Source organism: Arthrobacter sp. Y3221159 (genome assembly GCF_059089885.1).
The window spans coordinates 161,079-184,976 of sequence record NZ_JBNHFC010000005.1; the positions used below are offsets into that span (position 1 = coordinate 161,079).

Sequence of the window (23,898 nt, forward strand, 5' to 3'; positions counted from 1 at the left end):
CCGGGAGTGGCCTAGGGTGTTGCCATGGCTCCCCTGTACCCTTTCGCCGGCAGCAGCCCGGCAGTCCACGAATCAGCTTTCGTTGCTCCTACGGCGTCCATCATCGGCAACGCCAGCCTGGGCCCTGACGCCAGCGCCTTCTACGGCGTCTCCGTGCGGGCCGACACCGCTGCCATCTCGGTGGGCGCGGGCAGCAATCTGCAGGACAACGTGGTGCTGCATGCCGACCCCGGTTTCCCCTGCACGGTAGGCGAGCGCGTCAGTGTGGGGCACGCCGCCGTCGTGCACGGCTGCACAGTGGAGGACGACTGCCTGATCGGCATGGGCGCCACGGTCCTCAACGGCGCGGTGATCGGCGCCGGCTCGCTCGTGGCGGCCGGCGCCGTGGTCCTGGAAGGAACCGTGGTCCCGCCCCGCTCGCTCGTGGCGGGCGTTCCGGGGAAGGTGCGCCGTGAACTCACTGATGAGGAGTACGACGGCGTGCGCGCCAACGCTGCCCGGTACGTCGAGCTCGCGGCCCAGCACCGGCAGCTTCAGTCCTGAATCAGTCCAGGTTGATAGGGCCGATGGCGTCCAGCAGTTCGCCCGGGCCGGGGTTGGCCGGCGCCGACGAACCGCCCAGGTGGTTCACCACGCCCCACACCGCGTTCAGGCCCGTGGTGACCGCACCTTCGGCCCAGCCGGCGGTAAAGGAGACGTCGTCGCCGGCGAGGAAGATGCCGCGCTGGGACTCGGGCAGCCGGTCCTGCTTGAAGTGCGTGAACAGCCGCTGCTGGTAGCGGTAGTGCCCCGGCAGGTTGGCCTTGAAGGCACCCATGAAGTTGGGGTCCGCCTCCCAGGACACGGTGATTGGCTGGCCCACGATGTGGCTGGCGATGTCCACGCCCGGGTAGATCTGCTCCAACGAGTGCAGCATCAGTTCCACCCGCTCGTCGGCGTCCAGGGCGAGCCACTTCAGCGCGTCGTCGTTCCACGTGTAGGAGAGCAGGATGACGGCGGGCTGGTCCGGGCCGTTGTCCAGCAGGTAGGTGGCGCGGTTGAGCCGGTCGGTCAGGGTCATGGACAGGACCTCGTTGCCGGTTTCCGGATCGATGTCCTTCCAGAACGGCCGGTCCACCATCACGAACGTCTTGGACGACTGCATGTAGTGAGAGCGCTCGATGGCAGTCCACAGCTCCGCCGGAAACAGCGCCTCCTCGGTGTGGATCCGGGTGGACAGCAGCCAGGACTGGCACGTTGTCACCACGGCCGGGTAGCTGGCTTCGCGGCCCCACCGTTCGCGGACCCGCAGGTTACCGTCCGGGTCGCGGCTGATTTTGCCGACGGCGCCGCGGGGCGAGCCGGAGTGCAGTGACGCCAGCGAGGTGCCCTCGGGCCAGTGCCTCATGCCCGACGGCGCGTGCTGCCACAGTGCCTCGGGCAGCCGTTGGGCTCCCCCGCAGATGAGCCGGTGCTGGTCGTCCGCGTCCGTGTACACCACCCGCAGGATTTCCAGGATGGAGTTGGGGAAGTCGGTATCCCAGCCGCCGGTGCCGAAGCCCACCTGCCCGAATGCCTCGCGGTGCGCGAACCCTGCCTCCTTAAAGGACTCGCTGGCGGCGATGAACCCGTAGAACGTCTGCTCGTCCATCAGTGGCAGCAGCTCGTTCCACAGCTCCTTGATCCGGGCCGTGTCCCGCGCACGAATGGCGTCCTGCATCTGCGCGAACTTGGCGCCGTCGTTCACTGCCGACTTCCACGCGTCCGCAACCTCGCGGAAGAAGGGCGGAAGGTCGGTGGGCTTCTCCGCGTAGTGCTTCTTGCCCGCAAGTTCGATCACCGTGCTGGAGGTGGCCTCGGCCAGCGGGTTGGGGAAATCCTGCGTCTCCAGGCCCAGCAGGTCAATGTAGTGGTAGAACGCCCTGCCGGAGACCGGGAACCGCATGCCGCCCAGGTCCGCAACCACACCCGGGGCAGCCGGGAAGGCGGCGGTGCGGAGCCGCCCGCCGATCTGGTCCGCTTCGTAGACCACTGGGCGGAGGCCCAGCTTCATCAGCTCATATGCCGTCACCAGGCCGGACAGCCCCGCACCAATAACCGCAACTTCGGTGCCCAGCATGTCCTCCGGAACGGATCCCAGCCCGTCCGGGTGCGCCAGGTAGTGGTCGTAGCTGAACGGGAAGTCCGGATTGAGCATGGTGATGGGCGCGGTTTGCTCTTCCGGGCGCCGGCTGACGCCGTCCTCTGTCAGGGTGGAGGTGCTGGACGGGTCGGAGGCCGGAAGTTCAGTGGCGATGGTCATGGAAGGTCTGCCTTTTGTTGATTCGGGGCGTCGGTAAGCGGCTAGGGGCGGTCAGGACTTGTTAGGGGACATGGCGGACAATTCACGGTATTCCCCCTCATCCAGGGCCGCCACCCTGGAGTTGCGCCGTCCGTAGGCGAGGTAGGCGGCCAGGCCCACCAGCATCCACACGGCAAAGGTCACCCAGGTGTCTGCGCCGAGGTTGGCCATCAGGTAGCCGCACATCAGCGCGCCAAGGATGGGAGTGAGCGGGAACAGCGGAACCCGGAAGGTCCGTTCCAGTTCTGGCCGCGTGCGGCGGAGGTAGATGACCGCCACATTCACCAGGGCGAAAGCGAACAGGGTACCGATGCTGGTGGCGTCCGCGAGCGCGCCCAGCGGCACCAGTCCGGCGGTCAGCGCGACGGCGATGCCCACCAGCAGCGTTCCGGCCACGGGGGTGCCGGTACGGCGGGAGACGCGGCCGAAGACGGCAGGAATGAGGCCGTCGCGGGACATGGACAGCAGGATGCGGGTCTGGCCGTAGAGAACGGTCAGGACAATGCTGGCGATTGCCAGGACGGCGCCCACGGCGAAGACCAGGGCAATCCACGGCTGGCCGGTGGTCTCTTCCAGGATCTTCACCAGGGCCGCCTCGGTGCCGTCGAACCAGCCCCAGGGGCGGGCGCCGATTGCGGCCACTGCCACCAGCACGTAGATGGTGGTGACAATCAGCATGGAGAGCATGATGGCGCGCGGCAGGTCCCGCTTGGGATTGCGGGCTTCCTCACCGGCGGTGGAGGCGGCGTCGAAGCCGATGTAGGAGAAGAAGACGCGGGACGCGGCGGCGGAAACCCCGGCGGCGCCCATCGGCAGCAGCGGTTCGAAGTTGCCTGCGTTGAAGGCGGTGAAGGCGACGGCGCAGAAGAAGAGCAGGATGCCTACCTTGACCACCACGATGGCGGTGTTGATCCAGGCACTTTCCTTGGCGCCGCGGACCAGCAGGACGGTGGCCAGCACCACGATGACCATGGCGGGGATGTTGACCATGCCGCCGTCGCCCGGAGGCTGGGAGAAGGCGTCCGGCAGTGCTGTACCGAACACGGCCAGGGCTTCGTTCACATATTGCCCGGCGCCAACGGCCACGGCGGCTACGGACACCGCATACTCAAGGACCAGGCACCAGCCGCAGATCCACGCCATGCCCTCGCCCATGGTGGCGTAAGTGTAGGAATAGCTGGAGCCGGACACGGGCACCAGGCCGGCCATTTCCGCATACGACACCGCTGACAGCAGCGCGGCCAGCCCGGCGATCGCAAAGGATATCCAGATGGCCGGACCGGCCAGCGGCACGGATTCACCGAGGATAACCAAGATGCCGGTGCCCAGCGTCGCGCCCACGGAGATCATGGTCAGCTGCAGGACGCCGAAGCTGCGGACAAGGCGGGGTCCGCCTTGTCCGGACTCGGCCTCGTTGACCATCTGGGCGATGGGCTTACGGCGCAGCAGCTGCGCTCCAAGGGTGGGGCGGGCGGCCGCGCGGGCAGGTACCTGGCCCGAAAGTGTAGGCACAGTCATCGTTGACGTCCGTTCGTGTCGGTGGATGGTTGGACTGGTTTTCCCCTCACCCAGCGTAGGGGTGTGAGCCGCATCTCAAGCTGTGCAAAATGCCCTATAGTCTTCACTTATGAGACGCAATGCACCAGAGAGCGAGTCCGCTTCCGGCGGGCTGCCTGCCCAGCTGGACGCGGTGACACTGAACCAGTTCCTGGCCAGGCTGCCGGCCGGGGTGGCGATGCTGCACGATGCCGGCAACGGCCACACTCCCCTGCGGTGGGTGGAGCCCAGTGAACTTGAGGACCCTACGCCGTACCTGCTTGATGGCGAGTTCGTGCTGACCGCCGGGCTTCCTTTCAGGCGTGGGGGCAGCGGCCCCGGTGACGACGGCGGCACGAGCCGCGGCAGCGAGGGATCCGCAGAGGGGGCCGACGCCGACGCCTACGTCCGCCGCCTCGTCGCGGCGGGAGTCGCGGCACTCGGGTTCGGCCTCGAACCGTACTTCGACGCTGTGCCCGGTGATGTTGTGGCGGCCTGCCGGAAACACGGCCTGACGCTGGTGGCGGTGCCCGCCAGCATCCCGTTCGCTGCGCTGGGACTCGAGTTCTCCAAGCTGCTGGAATCAGGAAACGCCCAGGTGTTCCGCCAGCTCGCCGAGACCAACCGCCATCTCATGCGGGCGGTCCTGTCGCCACGGCCGGAGCACGAGTTGCTGGCGGCCCTGGCAGAGCGGGTTCCGGCATGGGCCATCCTGGTTGGCGCGGACGGCAGGGTACGCGCCCGGGCGGGCACCGCCGTCGAACTTTCCACGCTCCAGCCGCTGGTCAAAAGGCTCCTCACCGGAAGCGGCCCACGCGTGGAGACCGAAGCCTTTGATGTTCCAGGATCAGCGTTGGTGTTCGGCCACCCGCTGCGGAGCACCAGGGACGCCACCCTGGGCGGCCTGCTGCTTGGCACGGACAAGCCGCTGACCCCGGCGCAGAACAACGTGGTCTCCTCGGTAGTGGGCCTGCTGGAACTCCTGGTCCGGCAGCGGACCAGTGGTTCCCTGGCTCCCAGCCAGCTGGCCACGGCGTTGCTCCTGCATCCGGAAAGCATTGCAGGGGCCAGCACCACGGAGCTGGACACCATGAGGGACCTGCTGGCGCAGAGCGTCGGGGGCACCCGCAACGGGCTGGTCCGGGTGGTACAGGGAACCCGGCCCAAGGCAGCGGCTGCCGCCGACGGTCCTGTGCGCGAACTGCTGCAGTGGCGGCGGCTGTTCGATACGAAAATGGTGGAACTTACGGACTACGGCTTTGCCGCCGTGACACGGCTGAAGGTGGACGACCAGCTGCTGGCCGAGGTGGAGCAGTTGGGCTGGCGGCTGGTGGTGGGCCGGGCCACGGAACTGCCAGGCCTTGCCGCCGCCTACCGCAGCGCTTCGGCATTGCGTCCCCGGGTCCAGGCCACCGGGACCACCGTCCGGGAAGAAGAATTGACGTGGTCCGTCACGGGCCTTTTGGGCGGTGAGGCAGGCGGGATGCTGGCTTCCCGCCTGCTGGCGCCTGTTCTTGGGCAGGAGCCGGAGCGCCGCCAAGCCCAGCTCCAGGTCCTCCGTGCATGGTTGGGCGCGAACGGCAACTGGGACGCGACAGCCAAGGACACAGGACTGCACCGGAACAGCGTCCGCCGGCAGATCAACGCCCTGGCGGAAATCCTGGATGTGGACCTGGCGCACGCCGGAACGCGGGCCGAGCTATGGATCGCCCTGCAGTTTGCCGACTTCGCGGCGTTGCCAGGCAGCGGAGCGCCAGCCGGCGATACAGGTACTTAGGCTTCCCAGGCGCGGTAGAGGTCAGGGCGGCGCTCGTCCAGATAGGGCACGGCGGCCCGCTCACGCTTCGCCGCTTCCGCATCCACTTCCGTGAAGAGCAATTGCGGCCCTTCCCCCGCTGCGGCCAGCAGCTTCCCGTCCGGCCCGGCCACAACGCTGCCGCCGAGGAACCTGCACCCGTCCTCCACTCCCGAATGGTTGGCGTACGCGACGGTCAGCTGGCTTTCAAGTGCCCGGGCCCGCAGCAGCACCTGGGGGACGTCGTCGAACCCATGGGCCAGTGCCGTGGGCACCAACAGCAGCTCGGCACCGCCGGCCGCCGCGGCGCGCACGGCTTCCGGGAATTCCACGTCGTAGCAGATGACCATGGACGTGGGGATCCCCTGGAAGTCCACGACGGCGGGACGCTCTGCTGCCGGACTGAAGGCGGCACGCTCGTCGGGTCCGAACAAATGGATTTTCCCGTACTCCAGCAGCACGTCCCCGTTCGCAGCCAGCAGGGTGGCGCTGATCTGCCAGTCCCCCTCGGCCGTGACACGGGGAAGGCTGTAGACCAGCCCGATGCCGTGATGGCGGGCGGTGGCGGCGAGCCTTTCGCGAAGCACGGGGAGGATTGCCGGATCCAGCCCGGACCGGACTTTCCGGGGGGCGTACCCCACCGGGAAAAGCTCCGGGGTGACCAGCACGCGGGCGCCGGCCGCTGCTGCTTCCCGGGCGGCGGCATGGATGACGGCACAGTTGGCCTCAGGATCAAGGACTGCAGAGTTTGCCTGCAAGAGTGCCAGCAGCACCGCTACCACCTTCCATCGTTGGAGCGGCCGCGTGACGGGCCGCTCTTCCCAGCGTAGCCAGAGGGGCCGGGCAAAGGGCGGGGCCATTTGCACCGCAGGGCGAATCTAGGCGGCCGGATCGTCCCGGCCCTCCGCATGCGGCCCTGCAGCAGTAATGCGTTAACTTCTTGACGCCAAGACTGCGGATAGGGCAATCTTCTTAGCATGTCCGCAACCCCGCGCTCAACGAGGAGCAAGCCAAAAAATCCGGGTTCCCAGTCTGCCCTGCGGCAGTTGAACCAGCAGCGGATCATCGAGAGCCTGATGGGCGGTCCGTCCACCCAGGCAGAGCTTGCCCGGCAGACGGGCCTCTCCACCGCAACGGTGTCCAACATCGTCAAAATCATGCTGGACACGGGCCTCGCATCCACGGAACCGATCACCAGTTCCGGCCGCCGGGCGCTGAACGTCAGGCTCAACAGCAACGGTGCCGTGGCGGTGGGGATCGACTTTGGCCGGCGGCATCTGCGGGTGGTCCTCGCTTCGCTCAGCTACCACATCATTGCGGAGGAATCGGTGATGCTTCCCCTCGGCCACCAGGCAGAGGAGGGGATCCAGGCCGCCGTCGTCCTGCTGGACAAACTGTTGCAGGACAGCGGCATTGAACGGTCCGCCGTGGTGGGTGCCGGCGTCGGAATTCCTGGACCCATCGACCGCCGGACCGGAACCGTGGCGCAGGGGGCCATCCTTCCCGAATGGGTGGGTATCAACATCCTCCAGCACATTGAGGAAACCTTGAGAATACCCGTACTTGTTGACAACGACGCGAATCTGGGCGCGTGGTCGGAGGTGACCTGGGGGCAGCACACAGGGGTCAGCAACCTGATGTTCCTGAAGATCGGTTCGGGCATTGGCGCAGGGTTGATCCTCAACGGCGCCCCCTACTACGGGAACGTTGGGATCACCGGCGAGATAGGCCACGCGACCATTCACGAGCAGGGCCTTGTCTGCCGCTGCGGGAACCGTGGCTGCCTGGAAACCATCGCCTCCACCACCACCATGATCGAGCTCCTTAGCCGCGGGGAGGACCGGCCCCTGACGCCTGCAGACATCGTCCGGAAGGCCTTGAACCGGGACCCCGCGACGCTGCGCGTCGTGGACGACGCAGGTCTGTCCGTGGGCCGCGCCCTGGGCAATGTTGCCAACTTGATCAACCCGGAAGTGATCGTAGTGGGCGGGCCCCTGGCGGGCCTCGGCGACCTGCTGCTGGATCCGATCCGCCGCGGCCTCGTGCGGCACGCGGTGCCGGTGATCGGCGAAACCACCACCCTGACCATGTCCTCCCTCGGGGACCGTGCCGAAGCGCTTGGGGCGGCGGCGCTGGTGTTCCAGCATGCCGGAATCAGGAAAAGCTAGACCGTTTCGTTATCCGGCAATTGCGTTCAAGACTTGACGACAACAGCTGTGATCCAGTTTACTTTTTCATCAGACGGCCCTGCGCTTTGCCGGCCGGACAAAGAAGTCATTGCATTGGAGGGTTAGGGCTTATGACGTCCCAGGCCAGGCAAAACGAACCGATCATCCTGGAGATGCGGTCCATCACCAAGGAATTCCCCGGCGTGAAGGCGTTGGATAACGTAAGCCTGCGGGTTAAAGCGGGAGAGATCCACGCGATCTGCGGTGAGAACGGCGCCGGCAAGTCAACCCTGATGAAGGTCCTTTCGGGGGTATATCCCTACGGCAGTTACGACGGCGACATCGTCTACCAGGGGCAGGTCCAGCAGTTCCGGGACATCCGGGCCAGCGAGCACGCCGGCATCGTGATCATCCACCAGGAGCTGGCGCTGATCCCGGAACTGTCCATCATGGAGAACATCTTCCTGGGCAACGAACCCACCAAGCGCGGCGTCATTGACTGGGCGGAAGCACGGCTCCGGTCCCTGGACCTCCTGGCCCGGGTGGGCCTGCGCGAGGACCCCGACACCCCCATCAAGGAAATCGGCGTCGGCAAGCAGCAGCTGGTGGAAATCGCCAAGGCCCTGAACAAGTCCGTGAAGATCCTTATCCTGGACGAGCCCACTGCAGCGCTGAACGAGTCTGACTCCCAGCACCTGCTGGACCTGATGCTGGGCCTGAAGGGCAAGGGCATCACCAGCATCATCATCTCCCACAAGCTCAACGAGATTGAGCAGATTGCCGACGAGATCACCATCATCCGTGACGGCAAGTCCATCGAAACGCTGAACGTGAAGGCCGACGGCGTGGATGAGGACCGCATCATCAAGGGCATGGTGGGCCGCGCGCTCGAATCCCGGTTCCCGGACCACACGCCCAAGATCGGCGAGGTGTTCTTCGAGGTCAAGAACTGGACCGTGGGGCATCCCAACGTGCAGGACCGGCTGGTCTGCAAGAACTCCAGCTTCTTCGTCCGCCGGGGCGAAATCGTCGGGTTCGCCGGGCTCATGGGCGCGGGCCGCACCGAGCTTGCCCGCTCCGTCTTCGGCCGCTCCTACGGCCGGTTCATCAGCGGCCAGATCTACAAGGACGGCAAGGAAATCACCCTGAAGTCCGTCCGCCAGGCCATTGACGCCGGGCTGGGCTACGTCACGGAGGACCGCAAGTCCCTGGGGCTGAACCTGCTGGACGACATCAAAACCACCACGGTGGCTGCCAACTTGAAGAAGATCAGCCGCAACTTCGTGGTGGATCCCAACCAGGAATTCACGGTGGCTGAGCAGTACCGCAAGTCGCTGCGCACCAAGACCCCGTCCGTGGAGGAAGGGGTTGCCAAGCTCTCCGGCGGCAACCAGCAGAAGGTGGTCCTGTCGAAGTGGATGTTCACCGATCCGGACCTGCTGATCCTGGATGAACCCACCCGCGGCATCGACGTTGGCGCCAAGTACGAGATCTACGGCATCATCCAGCAGCTCGCCAACCAGGGGAAGGGGGTCATCGTCATCTCTTCGGAGCTCCCCGAACTCCTGGGCCTGTCCGACCGCATCTACACCATCTTCGAAGGCGCCATCACCGGCGTCCTCAACAAAGACGAGGCCAGCCAGGAAAGCCTGATGAAACTAATGACCTCCGCACGAAAAGCCGAAGCCGCCTGACCCTCTGGATCATCCCAGAACCTTCCGGACACAAGGACTGACACCATGAACGCCCTCAAAAAGCTGTTTGGCGGCAACACCCGCCAGTTCGGCATGATCTTCGCCCTTGTGGCACTGATCGTCTTCTTCCAAATCGCCACCGACGGCCGGACCCTCACCCCCGGCAACGTCATCAACCTCTTCAACGGCAACTCCTACATCCTGATCCTGGCCATCGGCATGGTCCTGGTCATCATCGCCGGGCATATCGACCTCTCCGTGGGCTCCATTGCAGCCTTCGTAGGGGTCACCGTTGCCCTGGCCATCAGGGACTGGGGCATCCCCTGGTACGCCGGCGTGCTCCTGGGCCTGGCGCTCGGGGCGCTGATCGGCGCCTGGCAAGGGTGGTGGGTCGCCTACGTGGGGATACCCGCATTCATCGTCACGCTCGCCGGCATGCTCCTCTTCCGCGGCTTCAACCAGTTCGTCGGCAAGTCCAACACCATCCCGGTCCCGAGCGATTTCCAGTACCTCGGGGCAGGCTACCTTCCCGAAGTCGGCCCGAACACCGGGTTCAACAACCTCACCCTCCTGCTGGGCATCGCCGCCGCTGCATTTGTGGTCTGGGGCGAACTCCGGTCCCGTGCACGCGCCAAGGCCCTCGGCGCGGAGGTCCCGGAAATGTGGGTCACCGCACTGAAACTGGTCCTGATCGCGGCCGCCATCCTCTACGCCACATACCTCTTCGCCACCGGTCGGCCCGGCACGTCGTTCCCGATCCCCGGCCTCATCCTGGCAGTCCTGGTCCTGATCTACGGCTTCATCTCCTCCCGCACCGTCCTGGGCCGCCACGTCTACGCAGTGGGTGGCAACCGTCACGCGGCCGAACTGTCCGGCGTCCAGTCCAAGAAGGTCAACTTCCTGGTCATGATGAACATGTCCATCCTGGCCGGCCTGGCGGGCATGATCTTCGTGGGCCGGTCCACCGCATCCGGACCGTTCGACGGCGTCGGCTGGGAACTTGACGCCATCGCCGCAGTCTTCATCGGCGGTGCAGCTGTCACCGGCGGTGTGGGCACCGTGGTCGGATCCATTATCGGTGGCCTGGTCATGGCAGTCCTGAACAACGGCCTGCAGCTCCTGGGCATTGGCGCGGACCTCACCCAGATCATCAAAGGCCTGGTGCTCCTGATCGCCGTCGCCTTTGACGTTTACAACAAGAGCCAGGGCAAGAAGTCGATCATCGGCCTGCTCACCCAAAACTTCAACCGCCCCTCCGGTGGCGGCCCCAGCAACCCCCTCCAGCCGGACGAGACCACCTCCACCAAGGAAGCAATCGCCCGGGAAGCCTGAGCCTTACAGCCTGAATAGCGTTTCACCACAAAAGAGAAAGAGAACCAACAATGCGTATGTTTGGTAAAGCAGGAAAGGCCGCAGCGGTAGCTGCCATCGCAGCACTGGCGCTGACGGGCTGCGGCCGTTCGGAAACCGGCACGGGCGGCGGGACCGAGGGTGCTGGCGGATTCGAAGAGGGCGCCTCCATTGGCGTCGCACTTCCGCAGAAGACCAGTGAAAACTGGGTCCTCGCGGAGAAGCTGTTCAATGAGGGCCTCAGCGAGGCTGGCTTCAAGCCTGACGTGCAGTTCGCCAACGGCGGCGTGTCCGAACAGCAGAACCAGGTCAGCGCCATGGTCACCAAGGGTGCCAAGGTCATCATCGTGGGCGCCATCGACGGCTCCCAGCTGGGCACCCAGCTCAAACAGGCCAAAGATTCCGGTGCCATCGTCATCGCCTATGACCGCCTGCTGCTGAACACCGAGAACGTGGACTACTACGTGGCTTACGACAACTTCAAGGTGGGCGAGCTCCAGGGCCAGGCACTGCTGGAAGGCCTCGAAGAGAAGAAGGGTTCCGGTCCTTACAACATCGAACTCTTCGCCGGCTCTCCTGACGACGCCAACGCGAAGGTCTTCTTCGACGGCGCCATGAGCGTCCTCAAGCCGAAGATCGACGACGGCACCCTGAAGGTCCTTTCCGGCCAGACCGACTTCGAACAGGCTGTCACGCAGGGCTGGAAGGCTGAGAACGCCCAGCGCCGCGCAGACACCCTGCTCACCGGCAGCTACTCCAGCGAGTCGCTCGACGGCGTCCTCTCCCCCAACGACACCTTGGCCCGCGCAGTCCTGACCTCCGTCAAGGCCGCCGGCAAGGAGATCCCCGTCGTCACCGGCCAGGACTCCGAGGTTGAGTCTGTCAAGTCGATCATGGCCGGCGAGCAGTACTCCACCATCAACAAGGACACCCGCAAGCTCGTGGAGCACGCCATCACCATGGTGAAGGACCTCCAGGCCGGCAAGGAACTGGAGATCAACGATCCCAACTCCTACAACAACGGGGTCAAGACTGTCCCGGCCTACCTGCTGGAGCCAGTCATCGTCACCTCCGAGAACGTGAAGACCGCTTACCAGGGCGATCCCGTACTCGAACCCATCACCAAGTAGTCCCACTCCGGAAAAGCCCGGTCCTCCGCTTCGGAGGCCCGGGCTTTCCTCATGTTGCAGGAGCTTTACCGCTTGACGGCCAGCACTCCCGGGCCCGTGAACTGCAGCGCGTGGTTTCGCACTGCCTGCGGGGTGGTGAATGCCTTATAGCTCTAGGCATCCGCCGGGCCCCGACCCAAAGCTGCCGCTCCACCTCTGGGGCCCTCCTGACGAACGCTCTCTCACTTCCGGCGGCCCATTCCCGAACGCCGGCGCAGTTTTGGCGGGTAAACAGCAAACCCTTCCGCAGCGCTGTGACAGGATTGGGCCATGAGCGCGCCCATCGCCACGCCGTGGCTGTCCAGCCAGCCCAACACGGACCCCCGTTCCGCCACCGGGGACTCCCTGCGCTGGGGAATCATCGCCACTGGCGGCGTTGCCCGGTCAGTGGCCCAGGACCTTGCCCTGCTGGAGGACGCGGAACTTTATGCCGTCAGTTCCCGGGGCCAGGGGACGGCAGACGCCTTCGCCGCGGCGTACGGCGTCTTCACTGCATACGGGGACGACGACGGCGTGCACGGCTACCAGCGACTGCTCGCCGATGAGGCGGTGGACGTCGTCTATGTCGCCACCCCGCATGCCCAGCACCACCAGATTGTCCTCGCGGCCCTCAACGCCGGCAAGCACGTCCTCTGCGAAAAGGCATTCACCGTCAATGCCCGCGAAGCCGCGGAGCTCATCGACGTCGCCGGGAGCCGCAACCTGTTCCTGATGGAGGCAGTCTGGAGCCGCTTCCTGCCGGCCATGCAGCGGGCGTTCGAGATTGCCGCCTCCGGCGAACTCGGAGACCTTCATTGGGTCTCGGCCGACCTCGGCTTCCCCGCTCCGTACTCCCCCACCTCCCGACTGTGGGCACGCGGGGACGGCGGCGGAGCACTCCTGGACATTTCGGTCTACCCCCTGCTCTGGGCGCTGGGAACCCTGGGCTTTCCCCAGACGGTCAGCGCCACAGGCTTCGTCAACGACGACGGCGTGGACGCCCAGAACGCGATGACCCTTGGCTACAGCGACGGCGCGCAGGTCCAACTCACCTCATCGCTGTTGTCCCACGGTCCACGCACCGCTACCGTGGCCGGCAACCTCGGCTTCCTGCAAAGCATCGGGTCCATCAACAACCCCCACAAACTCAGCGTTGTCACAGGCCGTACCGACCACAGGACCGAGACCTTCGAAGTCGTGGGCAAGGGTTACACCTACGAGCTGCGTGAGGTAACGCGCTGCATCCAGCAGGGCCTCATCGAAAGCCCCGTGATGCCGCTCGAGGATTCGCTGAACACGATGCGTCTCTTTGATGGCGTGCGTGCACAGCTCGGCGTCAGCTACCCGAATGACAGCCACTGAAGGCATAACTGATAGGCGGATTCGCATTAGAACGCCTGCCTGTTTTTCTCCTGCGAACATTTGCATGACGGACATTTGCGAGCTGTCATGATGTTTACCCGGGAATGTTTTGAGTTTGTCGATTTGTTTTAGAACTCCCTAGACTTTCCGCAATATCCGGTCTTACGCTATAGGCATCGTCGAATGCAGCAGTACTGGGGGTGGTACGCGTGGGTGAAGCTCATTCACCGTGGCGTGCCCTGCGGCCGGTCCTTATGGCCGGCGCCGCTGCCTTCACCTGGCTGACATTCTCGGCCACGTCCGCCTCTGCAGACCTGCTTCCGGACACATCATCCCTGTTGGGGGGCGTCACCAGCTCAACGCAGTCGGTGACGGAGAGTCTTGTCCCGGCACTGCCCGCACCACCTGTCCAGGTCCCCGCGGCGCCACCTGCGGCCCGCCTGCTGCAACCCGTAGCGGGGCAGGTCTCAACTGTGGCGGATAACCTCGTTGCCTCCGTACCGGTGGTGAACCAGGTGGTTCCGGCCGGCACCGTTGATGCCATTTCCGCGCCAGTTGCACAGATTGCCGACGGCGCAACCACCGCCGTGGTGGAAACTGTTGTGCCACCGGTCGTTGAGACTCTTCCTGCACTTGAGCCCGTACTGCAGCCAGTAGCGGATGTTGTGACCGGCACTGCTCCGCTTCCTGTTCCGGTTCCCGAACTGCCCGAGGTGGCAGCCGGGGAAGAACCTGCTCTGGACGTCCTTCCGGCCGTACCTGCAGATTCCGGAAGCGCATCTGCAGTGACCGATGTGGTGCCTGCCGGCGACGGCGCTATTGGCGCTGATCAAACCATTCGGGGAGCAGGAACGGCCGGCACGGAGGCAACCGCTCTCGCGGGCACATCTGCCGTTCCCCCGGCCGGCCGCACCGTGCCTGCAATGACTGGTGACCAGCCCGATACGACGGAGGCCTCACCGCACCCTGCCCAGGTCCCGGCTGCGCCCGGTTCAGGCAGCGGCAGCAGCGGTTCCCCCGCCGGTTCTTCCGGCTCCGCCGCGTGGCTGAACTCCTTCGACTTCAAGCTTCCTGATGTCGGCGCAGTACTCGCCGACGATGCTCCCGAGCACGCTCCCGCACCGGTGTCCTTCGACCCCGGTTCTTCTCCTGACTAGTTGAGTCCACCCTGCCCTTTTGGGCAGCACGTGGCCATACGGGCAGCTGACCAGCGCTCGAACCTCAACTCTTTCAGGAGACATCACCATGAGTTCCAACCTTCGCAGGGGGCTGCTTGGCACCCTCTTTGCCGGCGGGCTCCTAGCCGTCGGCTGCACCGCGGCAAACGCTGCGGACACCACTAGCGGATCGGATCTTTCCGCCTCCGCCCTCATCTCGGCGGCGGCGTCCGCTGACACGACGTCGTTGGGCCTGCTGGGTGACCCAACGCCGTCCGGCTCAACGGACGTCGCCGCCGTAGCAGATGCCGCCGTCGTAGCTGACGTCGCCGTCGGCCTCGGAACCGGAACCATTGTCGATACGACCGGGACGGACGTGGCCGTAGCCGCAGACGCCGCCCTCGCCCTGGGCACCGCCACGGGAACCGGCACAGGCACCACTGACCTGGCCGCTGTCGCCGACGTCGATCTGGGCCTCGGCACGGCCACGGGTACCACCGACGTCGCCGCTGCAGCCGATGTCGCCGTCGGCCTCGGGACCGGAACGGTTGCCGATACGACCGCCACGGACGTGGCCGTAGCCGCAGACGCCGCCCTCGCCCTCGGCACGGCCACGGGTACCACCGACGTCGCCGCTGCAGCCGATGTCGCCGTCGGCCTCGGGACCGGAACGGTAGCCGATACGACCGCAACGGACGTGGCCGTAGCCGCAGACGCCGCCCTCGCCCTTGGCACAGCCACCGGCACAGGCACAGGCGCCACTGATGTGGCTGCAGCAGCTGACATCACCCTGGGCGCCGGTAGCGGAGATGGCGTAGCAACAGATGCAGCCGTTGCCGCCGACGTAGCTCTGGGGTTGGGCGGTGTGACGGGTACGGACGGAACCACCGGAGGCCTGGATGCCGCCGTTGACGCAGCCCTCGGCCTCGGAAACGTCACCGGCACAGACGGCACCACCGGCGGACTCGATGCCGCCGTTGACGCAGCCCTTGGCCTCAACCTGGGCCTCGGAAACGTCACCGGCACAGACGGCACCACCGGCGGACTCGACACCGTCGTAGACGCCGCCCTCGGCCTCGACCTCGGAACCGGCACCACCGGCGGCAACGGCAGTCTCGATGCAGGTGTCGATCTCGGGATTGACCTAGGTATCGGCGTCGTGGGCGGCGGCAACGGCACCGAAAACCCCGGCACCGGCACTCCGGGTGACGGCAACACCGGCGGTGTTGGCACCCTTGATCCCGGCACGGACAACCCCGGCACCGATAACAGCTCCGGCAGCGGAAATGGTACCGACAACGGCACCACGGGCACGAACAACGGCGCCAACGGCGGGGGCACTGCCACCGCCGGGACCGGCAGCTTCTCCGTAGCACCGGCAGGTTCCACCGCGGTGGGCGGCGCCATTGCGGCGGACACCACCGAGCGGAACGTGCAGCCCCGGTCCGCCAATACCCTGGCAAACACGGGCATGGACGCCTCCCTGGTCCCGCTCGCCCTGCTGCTGCTGGTGGCCGGACTCCTGATGCTTCGCAAGCGCAAGGTGTCCTAACCGTACTAAAGGATCAGACAACGCCTGCGTCATGCGCCTGAAGCGGCAGCAACCAGCAGGCTGAAGGAGATGAGGCCCCTAGAAGCACCAAAATCAAACGCAAACATGTCCTCAGCACACATGTCCTTGTGGCTGGTGGTCCGGTGGCGAAAGCACCTGTTTCGCCTCCGGACCACCGGTATGCCCCCACCGGTACATCCGGACCAATCGCTAGTTCGGCCGTAGCCCCCGTATAATTTGAGTACGACAGTGCCGCAGCGCACCGGGAGGAACGGTCATGGTGGCGGAATCGCCTAGCTCCATTACGAATGAAGTGGTTGGCGGACGTTATCGGTTGGGTGAAGTTATTGGCCGTGGCGGAATGTCATCCGTGTATTGTGCCCGGGACGAAAACCTGGGCCGCGATGTAGCCCTCAAGCTCTTCGCACCGCAGGCCCCGGACGCCGATGAACTGAAGCGCCAGGAAGCAGAAATCCAGCTTCTGGCCACACTGAATCATCCGGGCCTGGTCACCCTTTTCGACGCCGGGATCGATGACCGCATACCCGACGAGCCCCGCCCGTTCCTCACCATGGAACTGGTGGAGGGCCAGGACCTGCGCACCCGGATCCGGCACAGCACCGTCCCGCTGGAGGAGTTGGCCGTCATCGGCGCGGGCATCGCCGATGCCCTGGCCTACGTCCACGGACTCGGCATTATTCACCGGGACATCAAGCCCGCGAACATCTTGTTGGTCCAGATCCGTCCCGGCGAGCCGCTGCGCCCGAAGCTGACCGACTTCGGCATCGCCCGGATCGCCGATTCAACCAGGCTCACGGCGACCGGAACCATGGTGGGAACGGCCGCCTACCTCAGCCCTGAACAGGCCATGGGCCAGCCCCTCTCCCCCGCATCCGATATTTATTCGCTGGGCCTCGTGCTTTTGGAATGCATCAAGGGCGCGGTGGAGTACCCGGGCGGCGCGGTGGAGTCTGCAGTTGCCCGCCTGCACCGGGCACCCGAGATCCCGGACGACGTCCCCTCCGAATGGGCAGACCTCATCCGCTCCATGACCGCCATCGAGCCGCTGGAGCGGCCAGCCGCCGCGGACATCGAAACCGCGCTGCGGCAGGCTCTGGTGTCACCGGCCTCGACCCCCGGGGAGCTGGCGCCGGAAACAACCAGGGTACTGCCCGCCATGCCTTTCCACCCGCCTTCCATCACTGCCGAGGAATCGGTGGAAGAGATCCGCGAGGCGGCTGCTTCCCCCGATAAACCCGCACCTGCAGCAGCACAGGAAGAACCCGCAGCAGCCCGCCCTGAACCGCAGGCCGTCCAGCCTGCACCGGCTGACAATCCTGCCGCAGGACCTTCCTTGCATCCGCAAACCCGGACTAAGCGCTTTTGGTTGGCCGTGGTCATGGGGCTGGTGGTGGTTGCCGCGGCTGTCGCCGCGGTCCTGATGACCCTCAACGCCCAGGCTCCCGCCGACGTCGTGCCCTATCCCGAGGTGACCGGCGTCCTGGGTGAGCATTTGGAAGAATTGCAGAAAAGCGTGGAACCGTGAGGTTTAACCGGGGCAACCGGCTGGCCCTTGCCTGGTCAGCCACCCTGGTGGCAGCAAGCCTGCTCACCGGCTGCGCTACCGCGGAAACGGGACTGCAGCGTGATGCTGCCCGCCAGCTCCAGGCCCGGGTCCTTGAGGTGACGCAGGCTTCGTCGCAAAGCGACCCTGCGGCAGCCCTGAAAGCCCTGGACGGGCTCGAAGCCGAGCTTGAAGCTGCCCAGGCAAAGGGCGATATTTCCGAGGAACGACGGCGGAGCATCACCACCATCGCCACTGCTGTGCGCGCAGACCTCGAGGATGCAATAGCCGCGGCGGAAAAGGCTGCAGCGGAAAAAGCCACGGCTGAGCAGGCGGCAGCGGATAAAGCCACGGCTGAGCAGGCGGCAGCTGACCAGGCCGCAGTTGAGCAGGCCGCTACCCAGGCTCCTCCCCCGGCCGTCCAGGAGCCGGCACCCACTCCGGTGCCGGAGCCCCAGCCGCAGGAAGCCGACAAGGATGACGACAAGGACGACGACAAGAGGGACGACAGGGGCAAGGGCAACGACTAAGCCGCTGCAGGCTCTGATCTGGCCTCAATTTGGCTCAGCCACCATTCACCTGTCATGACGAAGGAGGCGGCGCCCCGTTTACCGGGCCACCGCCTCCTTTGTCTTTACGGCTGCCGCAGCAGCGCTTCACCTAGCTCAGGGTGGCAATGACCTTGTTCAGGGTGGCCGACGGGCGCATCACTGCCGAAGCCTTGGCGTCGTCCGGACGGTAGTAGCCTCCGATGTCCACGGGCGAACCCTGGACCTCGGCCAGCTCGCCGACGATCGTGTCCTCCTTCGAGGTCAGCTCGTCGGCGACGGAGCTGAAGGCGGCGGCGAGGTCGGCGTCGTCCGTCTGCTTGGCCAGTTCCTCGGCCCAGTAGCGGGCCAGGAAGTAGTGGCTGCCGCGGTTGTCGAGCTCGCCGGCGCGGCGGCTCGGGGACTTGTTCTCGAGCAGGAAGGTGCCGGTGGCGCGGTCCAGGGTGTCTGCGAGGACCTGTGCGCGGGCGTTGCCCGCCGTGGTGGCCAGGTGCTCGAAGCTGACGGCCAGGGCCAGGAACTCACCGAGGCTGTCCCAGCGCAGGTGGTTTTCCTTCAGGAGCTGCTGGACGTGCTTCGGCGCGGAACCGCCGGCGCCGGTTTCGAAGAGGCCGCCACCGTTCATCAGCGGAACAACGGAGAGCATCTTGGCGCTGGTGCCCAGTTCCAGGATGGGGAACAGGTCCGTGAGGTAGTCGCGGAGGACGTTGCCGGACACGGAGATGGTGTCCTCGCCCTTGCGGATCCGCTCCAGGGTGTAGGCGATGGCCTTGACCGGGGACATGATCTGGATGTCCAGGCCCTCGGTGTCGTGGTCCTTCAGGTACTCGTTGACCTTGGCGATGAGGTTGGCGTCGTGGGCGCGCTCCTCGTCCAGCCAGAACACGGCGGGGGTCTGGGAGGCGCGGGCGCGGGTGACGGCCAGCTTGACCCAGTCGCGGATGGGGAGGTCCTTGGTCTGGCAGGCGCGCCAGATGTCGCCCTCGGAGACCTGGTGTTCGATCAGGACGTTGCCGGAGCCGTCAACGATCTGGACGGTTCCCGGCTCCTGGATCTCGAAGGTCTTGTCGTGGCTGCCGTATTCCTCTGCGGCCTGCGCCATGAGGCCAACGTTCGGCACGGTCCCCATGGTGGTGGGGTCGTAGGCGCCGTTGGCGCGGCAGTCATCGATGACCACCTGGTAGATGCCGGCGTAGGAGCTGTCCGGCAGGACGGCCAGGGTGTCGGCTTCCTTGCCGTCCGGGCCCCACATGTGGCCGGAGCTGCGGATCATGGCCGGCATGGACGCGTCCACGATGACGTCGGACGGGACGTTCAGGGTGGTGATGCCCTTGTCCGAGTCCACCATAGCCAGCGCCGGACCGTCTTCGAGGCCCTTCTTGATCAGCGACTGGACGCCTTCGCGCACGTCCTCGGGCAGGTCTTCGAGGCTGCTCAGGATGGCGGCCAGGCCGTTGTTCGGGCTGATGCCGGCGGCGGCGAGCTGTTTGCCGTAGGTCTCGAAAAGCTCCGAGAAGTAGGCCTTCACCACGTGGCCGAAGATGATGGGGTCGGAAACCTTCATCATGGTGGCCTTCAGGTGTGCGGAGAACAGCACGCCCTCTTCCTTGGCGCGGGCAACCTGGGCCTTGAGGAATTCGTCCAGTGCGGCGGCGCGCATGACGGTGCCGTCCACAACCTCGCCGGCCTGGACCGAGAAGGCCTTCTTCAGGACCTTCACGGAGCCGTCTTCGCGGACCAGCTGGATGGCGATGGTGCCCTCGGACTCGATGACCACCGACTTCTCGTTGGAGCGGAAGTCGTCCTTGCCCATGGTGGCCACGTTGGTCTTGGAGTCTGCGGTCCAGGCCCCCATGGAGTGCGGGTTCTGGCGGGCGTAGTTCTTGACGGACAGTGGTGCCCGGCGGTCCGAGTTGCCCTCGCGCAGGACCGGGTTCACGGCCGAGCCCTTGATCTTGTCGTAGCGGGAGCGGATGGCCGTCTCCTCATCCGAGGAGGGGTTGTCCGGGTAGTCCGGCAGTGCATAGCCCTGGCCCTGCAGCTCTGCAATAGCGGCCTTCAGCTGCGGGATGGACGCGCTGATGTTCGGCAGCTTGATGATGTTGGCTTCCGGCGTCTTCGCCAGTTCGCCCAGTTCAGCAAGTGCGTCACCGATCTGCTGCTCCGGGGTGAGGTAGTCACCGAACACGGCGATGATGCGGCCGGCGAGCGAAATGTCGCGGGTCTCCACCTCCACACCTGCGGTCGAAGCGAACGCCTCGATGATGGGCAGGAACGAATAGGTAGCCAGCATCGGCGCTTCGTCGGTGTGGGTGTAGATAATCTTGGACATGCGCGGGCGTCTCCCTGTGGGTCGGCTTGGTTGTGAAATGTCGGTCTATTTCACCATCTACAACTTACCCGAGGACGCGGGTTTGAACCTTACCGGCGCCGCTTGATTACCCCGCGGTGAGTAGGATTACAGCGATGCAGAACAGCCGACGGCGGCACGCACCCGCGTGCCCTCCCGCCGTCGGAATAAGCCTGCCTTCCCGCGCCGATAACGGGCACAGGGCCCTACATGATACGTCACTACTATTTACAAACTTGTCATGCGACGGTAAATTCGCTACGTCACTCTCCGGCCCGCGCCGGGGCCGATACCCCGTTCAGACAGGACACCAATGACACGCACCAGGTCTCTCGCTTCGTGCTTCCTGAGCCTTTCCGCCGCCGCCGTCCTGGCAGTTGCCACGGCCGGCGGAGCCTCAGCCGCACCGGCCACAGAAGACAAGAACACCCCGGCCATCGCCAGCGTCACCGTCGACGGCACCGGCGCGGCCGAATACTGGACGGCGGACAGGATGAAGGGCGCCATCCCGGGCGATGTTTTGGCCGGCAAGGCCCTGGAACGCGGCAACCGCTCAGCTGTTCCCGTCGAAAAGGGAAAGGGCTCGCAGGTCAGCCCCACCCGCGGCAAACAGACCATCGCTGCCAGTGAGGCCCCGGTGAAGCACATCGGGAAGGTCTTCTTCACCCTGGGTGGCGCGAACTATGTGTGCTCTGCCAACGCGGTGTCGTCGGTCAATAAGAGCACGGTAGCCACGGCGGGGCATTGCCTCAACGAGGGCCCGGGTGCGTTCGCCACGAACTTCATCTTTGTTCCTGCCTACGACAACGGGGCTACGCCGTACGGAAAATGGACGGCCCGGAAGTACTTCGCCCCCACCCAGTGGAGCGCCGGCGGGGACATGGCCTACGACACCGGCTTCGCCGTGATGAACCGGCTGAACAACCAGAACTTGACCGACGTCGTTGGCGGGTCCGGCGTCGCCTTCAACCAGGCGTACGGCCTCACCTATAAGGCCTTCGGCTACCCCGCGGCCCGCCCGTTCAACGGCGAGACCCTGAAAAGCTGCACCGGAACGGCCAGCCCTGACGGCAACAACCCGCAGTTCGGCACGCAGGGCATCCCATGCGACATGACCGGCGGCTCGTCCGGCGGCCCGTGGTTCATCGGCACCAGCTCCTCCGGCGTCCAGAACTCCGTCAACAGCTACGGCTACACCGGCTCCAACATCATGTACGGCCCCTACTGGGGCACGGTCATCCAGGCAACTTACCAAAGTGCAGCACTCTCCTAGCAACGAATCCGGCCAGGACCCTTCGGTCACCCCCAGCGACGTGACGCAGACGCACGAGGAGATCCTCGAGTACTGGACTAAGCAGCGGATGGCAGAAGCCAAGCCCCGGGAGCTCCGGCTTCCGGCGGAGGGTCCGCGTCTCAAGCAGAGGGACGCGGACGCTGGTGAAGCCGGGTCCTAGACCATCTGCCCTTAACGACGACGGCGCCTGTCCCCTTCGCGGGGACAGGCGCCGTTGTCGTTAAGGGAGGCGGTGGGGATCAGTGGAAGAAGTGGCGCGCACCCGTGAAGTACATGGTGATGCCGGCCGCGTTGGCTGCCGCGATCACTTCATCGTCCCGGACGGAACCGCCGGGCTGGACCACGGCACGGACGCCGGCGTCGATCAGGATCTGCAGCCCGTCGGCGAACGGGAAGAACGCGTCGGAGGCGGCAACGGCCCCGCGGGCACGCTCAGGGGCGTTGGAACCGCTGGCGTTGGACGCGCCGCCGGCACCGTCGACGTCGGACTCCACCGTCACGCCCAGCGTGTTGGCCCGCTCCACAGCCAGGCGGCACGAATCCAGGCGGTTGACCTGGCCCATGCCGATGCCGACGGCGGCACCGTCAGCGGCAAGCAGGATGGCGTTCGACTTCGCCGCACGGCAGGCGGTCCAGGCGAACGCAAGGTCCGCGAGGGTCTTCTCGTCCGCCGCTTCACCCGCTGCGAGCGTCCAGTTGGCGGGGTTGTCGCCGTCGGCGTCCACTTTGTCGCTGACCTGGACCAGCATGCCGCCGGACACCTGGCGGAACTCCGTGGGGTACCGGCCGTAACCCTCGGGCAGGGCGAGCAGGCGGATGTTCTTCTTCTTGGAGAGAATCTCAACGGCTTCCGGCTCGAAGCCCGGGGCGATGACCACCTCGGTGAAGATGTCCTTGGCGGTGTTGGCCATGCCGGCGGTGACGGGACGGTTGGCTGCGATCACGCCGCCAAACGCGGAAACGGGGTCGCAGGCGTGGGCCTTGGCGTGCGCATCTGCAATGGGATCGGCGGCGTCCGCGGAACCCACGGCCACGCCGCAGGGGTTTGCATGCTTGATGACGGCCACGGCGGGCTCGCTGAAATCGAAGGCTGCGCGCAGGGCGGCGTCGGCGTCCACGAAGTTGTTGTAGCTCATGGCCTTGCCGTGCAGCTGGTCTGCCTGGGCGATGCCTACCGGCGCGGCCTTGTCCACGTACAGGGCTGCCTGCTGGTGCGGGTTCTCGCCGTAGCGCAGGACCTCGGAGCGCTCCAGCGAGAGGCCGGCGTAGGCGGGCCAGTCGATGACGCCGTCGCCGTCCTCGTCCAGGAACTGGCTGGCCGTCCAGGTGGCCACGGCGTTGTCATAGGAAGCGGTGTGGGCGAACGCCTTGGCGGCCAGCCGGCGCCGGGTCTTCAGGTCGAAGCCGCCCTCCGCGGCCGCGGCAACCACCTGGCCGTAGAAGGAGGGGTCCACCACAATCGCGACGGCGGCGTGGTTCTTTGCTGCCGACCGCACCATGGCGGGGCCGCCGATGTCGATCTGCTCGACGACGTCGTCCGGGGCCGCGCCGGACTTGACGGTTTCCACGAACGGGTAGAGGTTCACCACCACCAGGTCGAAAGGTTCGATCTCCATGCGGCTGAGCGTTTCCATGTGGGCGGGCACGCGGCGGTCCGCCAGGATGCCGCCGTGGACCCGCGGGTGCAGCGTCTTGACGCGGCCGTCCAGCATCTCCGGCGAGCCGGTGACTTCCTCAACCTCCTGGACAGGAATGCCGGCGGCGGCGATCTTCTTGGCCGTGGAGCCGGTGGAGACCAGCTTCACTCCCGCTGCGTGCAGGCCCTGGGCGAGTTCCTCCAGACCGGTCTTGTCGTATACCGAGATCAGCGCCCGGCGGATGGGAACACGGTCAATGGATACGCGCTCATGCTGCGTGAAGCTCACAAATGTCTCCGTCTTATCTCGCGGAACAGTGCCGCGGTTGGTGGGGATAGGGCCAGTTTATCGCGAAGCGCAGGTTGCCCCGCGTGTCAGCCTGAGTGTGAACGCCAGTGGGCCCGGCTAGAGTTTTTCCCAGGA

The 23,898-nt window shown here is 65.8% G+C and carries 18 protein-coding genes; 13 read left to right on the forward strand and 5 right to left on the reverse strand.

Going from position 1 to position 23,898, the window contains the following annotated elements; translation table 11 throughout:
* Positions 1–24 precede the first annotated feature (24 nt).
* Positions 25–543, forward strand: coding sequence for a gamma carbonic anhydrase family protein (locus tag AC5RT3_RS07270; RefSeq protein WP_494123865.1), 519 nt, complete (start codon positions 25–27; stop codon positions 541–543).
* Position 544: 1 nt separating this feature from the next.
* On the opposite strand, the gene AC5RT3_RS07275 is transcribed toward AC5RT3_RS07270, so the two are convergent.
* The gene (locus AC5RT3_RS07275; protein ID WP_494123866.1) at positions 545–2,281 is read right to left on the reverse strand and encodes a flavin monoamine oxidase family protein; all 1,737 of its coding nucleotides are present in this window, start codon (positions 2,279–2,281) and stop codon (positions 545–547) included.
* 51 nt (positions 2,282–2,332) lie between these two features.
* The gene (locus tag AC5RT3_RS07280; protein WP_494051371.1) at positions 2,333–3,838 is read right to left on the reverse strand and encodes an amino acid permease; all 1,506 of its coding nucleotides are present in this window, start codon (positions 3,836–3,838) and stop codon (positions 2,333–2,335) included.
* 109 nt (positions 3,839–3,947) lie between these two features.
* On the opposite strand from AC5RT3_RS07280, the gene AC5RT3_RS07285 reads away from it, so the two are divergent.
* On the forward strand, positions 3,948–5,633 hold the full coding sequence (locus AC5RT3_RS07285) for a PucR family transcriptional regulator (protein WP_494123867.1): 1,686 nt from the start codon (positions 3,948–3,950) through the stop codon (positions 5,631–5,633).
* Here the strand turns inward: AC5RT3_RS07285 and AC5RT3_RS07290 are convergent.
* Positions 5,630–6,424 (reverse strand): nitrilase-related carbon-nitrogen hydrolase, encoded by a 795-nt coding sequence (locus tag AC5RT3_RS07290; RefSeq protein ID WP_494123868.1) that lies wholly within the window; start codon positions 6,422–6,424, stop codon positions 5,630–5,632. The genes AC5RT3_RS07285 and AC5RT3_RS07290 overlap by 4 nt on opposite strands.
* 204 nt (positions 6,425–6,628) lie before the next feature.
* Here AC5RT3_RS07290 and AC5RT3_RS07295 point away from each other — a divergent pair, with 204 nt between their 5' ends.
* From AC5RT3_RS07295 to AC5RT3_RS07335, 9 genes are all read left to right on the forward strand, one after another.
* A complete protein-coding gene (locus AC5RT3_RS07295) occupies positions 6,629–7,819 on the forward strand; it encodes an ROK family transcriptional regulator (RefSeq protein WP_494123869.1) in 1,191 nt (396 codons plus the stop codon).
* 131 nt (positions 7,820–7,950) lie between these two features.
* Positions 7,951–9,513 (forward strand): multiple monosaccharide ABC transporter ATP-binding protein, encoded by a 1,563-nt coding sequence (mmsA, locus tag AC5RT3_RS07300; RefSeq protein ID WP_494123870.1) that lies wholly within the window; start codon positions 7,951–7,953, stop codon positions 9,511–9,513.
* A gap of 45 nt (positions 9,514–9,558) precedes the next feature.
* Entirely contained in the window at positions 9,559–10,845 is a 1,287-nt protein-coding gene (gene mmsB / locus AC5RT3_RS07305; protein ID WP_494010685.1) for a multiple monosaccharide ABC transporter permease, read from the forward strand.
* Between the two features lie 50 nt (positions 10,846–10,895).
* Positions 10,896–11,993, forward strand: a complete 1,098-nt coding sequence (locus AC5RT3_RS07310; RefSeq protein ID WP_494123871.1) for a substrate-binding domain-containing protein — start codon at positions 10,896–10,898, stop codon at positions 11,991–11,993.
* Between the two features lie 309 nt (positions 11,994–12,302).
* Positions 12,303–13,373: a Gfo/Idh/MocA family protein gene (locus tag AC5RT3_RS07315; RefSeq protein ID WP_494123872.1), complete on the forward strand. Its 1,071-nt coding sequence runs from the start codon at positions 12,303–12,305 to the stop codon at positions 13,371–13,373.
* A gap of 209 nt (positions 13,374–13,582) precedes the next feature.
* Positions 13,583–14,530, forward strand: a complete 948-nt coding sequence (locus AC5RT3_RS07320; RefSeq protein ID WP_494123873.1) for a hypothetical protein — start codon at positions 13,583–13,585, stop codon at positions 14,528–14,530.
* 88 nt (positions 14,531–14,618) lie between these two features.
* Positions 14,619–16,082, forward strand: a complete 1,464-nt coding sequence (locus tag AC5RT3_RS07325) for a hypothetical protein (RefSeq protein WP_494123874.1) — start codon at positions 14,619–14,621, stop codon at positions 16,080–16,082.
* 277 nt (positions 16,083–16,359) lie between these two features.
* Positions 16,360–17,628: a serine/threonine-protein kinase gene (locus AC5RT3_RS07330; RefSeq protein WP_494123875.1), complete on the forward strand. Its 1,269-nt coding sequence runs from the start codon at positions 16,360–16,362 to the stop codon at positions 17,626–17,628.
* Entirely contained in the window at positions 17,625–18,176 is a 552-nt protein-coding gene (locus tag AC5RT3_RS07335; RefSeq protein ID WP_494123876.1) for a hypothetical protein, read from the forward strand. Before AC5RT3_RS07330 ends, AC5RT3_RS07335 begins: the two co-directional genes overlap by 4 nt.
* Before the next feature lie 130 nt (positions 18,177–18,306).
* Here the strand turns inward: AC5RT3_RS07335 and AC5RT3_RS07340 are convergent, their stop codons facing one another.
* Complete coding sequence (locus tag AC5RT3_RS07340) at positions 18,307–20,526, reverse strand: NADP-dependent isocitrate dehydrogenase (protein WP_494123877.1); 2,220 nt, start codon at positions 20,524–20,526, stop codon at positions 18,307–18,309.
* 331 nt (positions 20,527–20,857) lie between these two features.
* On the opposite strand from AC5RT3_RS07340, the gene AC5RT3_RS07345 reads away from it, so the two are divergent.
* Both AC5RT3_RS07345 and AC5RT3_RS07350 read left to right on the forward strand, forming a co-directional pair.
* Positions 20,858–21,817 (forward strand): trypsin-like serine peptidase, encoded by a 960-nt coding sequence (locus tag AC5RT3_RS07345; protein ID WP_494123878.1) that lies wholly within the window; start codon positions 20,858–20,860, stop codon positions 21,815–21,817.
* Positions 21,801–21,998: a hypothetical protein gene (locus AC5RT3_RS07350; RefSeq protein ID WP_494123879.1), complete on the forward strand. Its 198-nt coding sequence runs from the start codon at positions 21,801–21,803 to the stop codon at positions 21,996–21,998. The genes AC5RT3_RS07345 and AC5RT3_RS07350 overlap by 17 nt, the downstream gene beginning before the upstream one ends.
* A 79-nt stretch (positions 21,999–22,077) precedes the next feature.
* Here AC5RT3_RS07350 and purH read toward each other — a convergent pair whose 3' ends face one another.
* Positions 22,078–23,763 (reverse strand): bifunctional phosphoribosylaminoimidazolecarboxamide formyltransferase/IMP cyclohydrolase, encoded by a 1,686-nt coding sequence (purH, locus tag AC5RT3_RS07355; protein ID WP_494123880.1) that lies wholly within the window; start codon positions 23,761–23,763, stop codon positions 22,078–22,080.
* Between the last annotated feature and the right edge of the window lie 135 nt (positions 23,764–23,898).

Excerpts from the sequence above, each read along its gene's own strand:
- AC5RT3_RS07325 (WP_494123874.1), top strand. The coding sequence starts at position 14,619 with ATGAGTTCCAACCTTCGCAGGGGGCTGCTTGGCACCCTCTTTGCCGGC.
- AC5RT3_RS07280 (WP_494051371.1), bottom strand. The coding sequence starts at position 3,838 with ATGACTGTGCCTACACTTTCGGGCCAGGTACCTGCCCGCGCGGCCGCC.
- AC5RT3_RS07275 (WP_494123866.1), bottom strand. The coding sequence starts at position 2,281 with ATGACCATCGCCACTGAACTTCCGGCCTCCGACCCGTCCAGCACCTCC.
- AC5RT3_RS07270 (WP_494123865.1), top strand. The coding sequence starts at position 25 with ATGGCTCCCCTGTACCCTTTCGCCGGCAGCAGCCCGGCAGTCCACGAA.
- AC5RT3_RS07330 (WP_494123875.1), top strand. The coding sequence starts at position 16,360 with ATGGTGGCGGAATCGCCTAGCTCCATTACGAATGAAGTGGTTGGCGGA.
- mmsB (WP_494010685.1), top strand. The coding sequence starts at position 9,559 with ATGAACGCCCTCAAAAAGCTGTTTGGCGGCAACACCCGCCAGTTCGGC.
- AC5RT3_RS07310 (WP_494123871.1), top strand. The coding sequence starts at position 10,896 with ATGCGTATGTTTGGTAAAGCAGGAAAGGCCGCAGCGGTAGCTGCCATC.
- AC5RT3_RS07295 (WP_494123869.1), top strand. The coding sequence starts at position 6,629 with ATGTCCGCAACCCCGCGCTCAACGAGGAGCAAGCCAAAAAATCCGGGT.
- AC5RT3_RS07340 (WP_494123877.1), bottom strand. The coding sequence starts at position 20,526 with ATGTCCAAGATTATCTACACCCACACCGACGAAGCGCCGATGCTGGCT.
- AC5RT3_RS07315 (WP_494123872.1), top strand. The coding sequence starts at position 12,303 with ATGAGCGCGCCCATCGCCACGCCGTGGCTGTCCAGCCAGCCCAACACG.
- AC5RT3_RS07285 (WP_494123867.1), top strand. The coding sequence starts at position 3,948 with ATGAGACGCAATGCACCAGAGAGCGAGTCCGCTTCCGGCGGGCTGCCT.
- mmsA (WP_494123870.1), top strand. The coding sequence starts at position 7,951 with ATGACGTCCCAGGCCAGGCAAAACGAACCGATCATCCTGGAGATGCGG.
- AC5RT3_RS07345 (WP_494123878.1), top strand. The coding sequence starts at position 20,858 with ATGACACGCACCAGGTCTCTCGCTTCGTGCTTCCTGAGCCTTTCCGCC.